Source organism: uncultured Ellagibacter sp., assembly GCF_934636505.1.
Lineage (GTDB): Bacteria > Actinomycetota > Coriobacteriia > Coriobacteriales > Eggerthellaceae > Ellagibacter.
Window position 1 is genome coordinate 1 of sequence record NZ_CAKUAL010000113.1, and the last position, 3,297, is coordinate 3,297.

At 63.0% G+C, this 3,297-nt stretch carries 5 protein-coding genes; 1 reads left to right on the top strand and 4 read right to left on the bottom strand.

The window, feature by feature from the left end; genetic code table 11:
* The 4 genes from Q0G18_RS09145 to pxpB all read right to left on the bottom strand — a co-directional run.
* Positions 1-104, bottom strand: a 104-nt coding sequence (locus tag Q0G18_RS09145; protein WP_297152328.1) for a biotin carboxylase N-terminal domain-containing protein, incomplete at its 3' end; no start/stop codon positions are given.
* Positions 105-113: 9 nt separating this feature from the next.
* The gene (gene accB / locus Q0G18_RS09150) at positions 114-662 is read right to left on the bottom strand and encodes an acetyl-CoA carboxylase biotin carboxyl carrier protein (RefSeq protein ID WP_297152318.1); all 549 of its coding nucleotides are present in this window, start codon (positions 660-662) and stop codon (positions 114-116) included.
* Between the two features lie 10 nt (positions 663-672).
* Positions 673-1,776: a biotin-dependent carboxyltransferase family protein gene (locus tag Q0G18_RS09155; RefSeq protein WP_297152321.1), complete on the bottom strand. Its 1,104-nt coding sequence runs from the start codon at positions 1,774-1,776 to the stop codon at positions 673-675.
* Positions 1,767-2,750: a 5-oxoprolinase subunit PxpB gene (gene pxpB / locus Q0G18_RS09160; protein WP_297152323.1), complete on the bottom strand. Its 984-nt coding sequence runs from the start codon at positions 2,748-2,750 to the stop codon at positions 1,767-1,769. The genes Q0G18_RS09155 and pxpB overlap by 10 nt, the downstream gene beginning before the upstream one ends.
* 176 nt (positions 2,751-2,926) lie before the next feature.
* Here pxpB and Q0G18_RS09165 point away from each other — a divergent pair.
* On the top strand, positions 2,927-3,297 hold a 371-nt coding region (locus Q0G18_RS09165; RefSeq protein ID WP_297152325.1), incomplete at its 3' end, for a sulfite exporter TauE/SafE family protein.

Sequence of the window (3,297 nt, forward strand, 5' to 3'; positions counted from 1 at the left end):
GCCGTGGAGTACACGGCGACGGTCTTGATTCCCATGGCGCGGCAGGCGCGGATCACGCGCACGGCGATTTCGCCACGGTTTGCGATGAGAACCTTCTCGAACATGGTTGCCCCTTACGCGCTCGCCTGGGTGGCGATGCGGAAGAGCACCTGGTCGTACTCGACTTGCGAGCCGTTCGCCGCGAGCACCTCGGTCACGATGCCGGGCGCGGGGGCGGTGATCTCGTTCATCATCTTCATGGCTTCCACGATGGCGAGTGTCTGGCCGGTGAGCACTTCCTGGCCCACCTTCACGAACGGCTCCTCATCAGGAGAGGGGGAAACGTAGAACGTGCCCACGAGTGGGCTTTTCACCAGCGTGACCGAGCTGTCGTTGCCGGCGACGGGCACGCTTTGGGCGCCTGCGGTTACGTCGCCGTGCTCGCTTCGGGCGTCGAGCAGCCTGCCCACGCGTTCCGCCATGAGCGGCAGCGCGGTTTGCGAGAGAGGGCCGTGGTTGCGCTCGAGCTCGATTTTCACGTTGCCGTCGTCGAATCGCAGCGCCGAGAGGTCGCCCTCTTCCATGAGCGCCATGAGGGCGCGGATGTCGCGGTCCCTCTCCTCGCGCGCGGCGGTCGATTCATCCATGTTGACCTGCTTCTTCTCGTCGTTTGCCTTGCCCATTTTGCTCCTCCTATGCCCGATCGCCGGCGTGTGCGGCGTTATGTCCGTCTTCAAATTCTATCCAAAGCTTGTTTCCAGCGCTTTTCTTGGCTTGAGCCTCCAAAATCGGAGTGAGGCGCCGCGCGGTCCTTCGCGGCGAAACCCCTCCATAGCAGGGGCGCTTCACCACTTTCGCGAGCGAGCGCATCTCCTGCGCCTCCTTGCGGCATGCGGCTTGCGCCTCTTGCACGCTTATCTCCTCGAAGCGAATCGCCCGCCCCGGCTTGCATTGTACGAGTTTGGGTATATCGACCGAGGCTACGGTGCCGATTTTGGCGTAGCCGCCCGTGGTTTGGCGGTCGGCGAGCATGATGATCGGGCGTCCATGATTGGGGACCTGCACAGCGCCGAGCGCGATGCCATCGGAGATGATGTCCGACCCGTTGACTGTCTCGATTTCGGGACCCTCGAGGCGAAATCCCATGCGGTCGCATTTCGCGGTGGTGGTGTACGTTTCGCCGTAGAACGTGTTTACGCCCTGCTCGGTGAACATGCCCTCCTGCGGCCCCGGCACCACGCGCAGCACAATTTCGTCCGACGAGAAATCGTAGAATTCGTCGTCTTTGAGCGCGTGCGAGCCTAGATTGTCCAGGAATTCGACGTTCTTGGTGACGAAGGGCAGGTAGTCGCCCGCCGACAGCGCGCGTCCTTCCCAGCCTCCGATGCCGCACTTCAGGTTGGTCGAGGCGCTGCCCATGACCTTGGGGACCGCGATCGATCCGCCCGCGATGGCGAGATATCCGTAGACACCGGTTTTCGGCGCGCCGAACTCGAGCACCGACCCTCGATGCACCATGATTGCGGCGTACATCGGGATGGCGGCGCCGTCCACGGTGGGTGAGAAGTTGCCGCCCGTGAGCGCGATGCATGTGTTGGTGGTGAAGCGCAGCGTGGGTCCCGCCAGGCAGAACTCGAGGACGGGCGCGTTCTCGTCGTTGTCGACGAGCAGGTTCGCGATGCGCGCCGCGCGCTTGTCCATCACGCCCGAGGGCGAGAATCCGCTGCCGAGGTATCCCCGCCGGCCGAGATCTTGAACGGTGGTGCAGATGCCGGGCTTGTTGACGGTTACACCCATAGCGCGTCCTCGTCTTCCTCTTCTTGCTTGGCTTGCGGGACGACATCGACCTGCGGCGCGGCGATCGCGCCGTCGGCGGAACTCCGCTCAGAAGCTTCGCAGCCTTCGCTCCATGCGGCCGAGTCCGCCGCCTGGTCGTTGTTGCTTTCGACCTGCGGGACGGCGATCGCGCCGTCGGCGGAACTCCGCTCAGAAGCTGCGCAGCCTTCGCTCCGCTCGCCGGCGGTGCCAGCCTGGACGGGGGTGGTTGCTTTTCCCTTGACGATCTCGCATTCGTAGGTTCCTGCTTCCACCTGGGTTTCTATCAGGCTGAACTCCTGCGCTGTGATGGGAACGAAGCGCAGGTAGTCGCCTGCGGCGTACAGGATGGGCGACTCGCGGTCGGGGTCGTAGGGGCGCACGGGGGTGCGGCCGATGATGCGCCAGCCGCCGGGCGAGGCGAGCGGGTAGATGCCCGTTTGCGCGCCGCCGATTCCCACGGCGCCCGGTTCGATGCGCGTACGCGGGGTGGCCAGGCGCGGCGTGTGCAGACGTTCGTCGAGTCCGCCCAGGTAGGCGAAGCCCGGCAGGAAGCCGAGCATGTCGATGAGGTAGTCGTGTCCCGAGTGGATCGCGATGACCTCATCGGCGCTCATCCCCGCATGCTCGGCGACGTCGGACAGGTCGGGGCCGAAGTCGCCCCCATAGCAGACGGGGATTTTCACCACGCGGTGGATGCCGCCCGTGGTTGCCACGAGGCCGCGCAGCTTTCCGCGAACTTGGCTGGTGAGCTCGTCGTATCCGACGACGCACGGGTTGTAGACCACCATGAGCGAGCAGAACGTGGGGACGAGCTCGATCACGCCGTTGATCGGGTCCGCCTCGAGCGTTTGCGCGGCGGCGCGGATGATGCCGTTCGTTTTCTCCGAGATGACGTTGCCGAACTCGAGGTTGATGGCCGAATCACCGGCCACGGTTATGTTGAAACCTGCCATATTCCCTGCTTTTCTCAGCGTTTGGCGCATAGTTCATATTTGTTAACATCAGGCGTTCGGACAATGCGCTACCCTAGGCGTCGCCCATGCATGCCATGAGCACAATTGCCTTGCTCAACGGAAATGTAGGACATTTCCGTCGCAGGCCCGAGAAGTTTCAAAGGATTTTAACATACATGGAGAAAGTGCTTTTCGCAGCAGCGTTCTTTGTTGCCTATACGATACAAGCGGTCACGGGGTTCGCCGGGAACATCTTTGCGATGCCCGTCGGCACGCACGTGATGGGGCTTTCGAGTTCCGTTGCCGTCCTGAACGCCATGGGCTTTTTTGCGTGCGGCATGCTCGCCGTACTCAACTTCAAGTACATCAACTGGCGCGAGCTCGTCAAAATGACCTGCGGCATGCTTCCTTTCCTGGCGCTTGGGATCTGGCTTGACACGGTGCTTCCCCTGCCGGTGCTCCTGCGCATCTACGGGGCGATCATCGTGTTCATCGGCATCCGCAACCTGCTGTCCAAAGAGCAGCGGTTCCTGCCGAAATGGCTGCT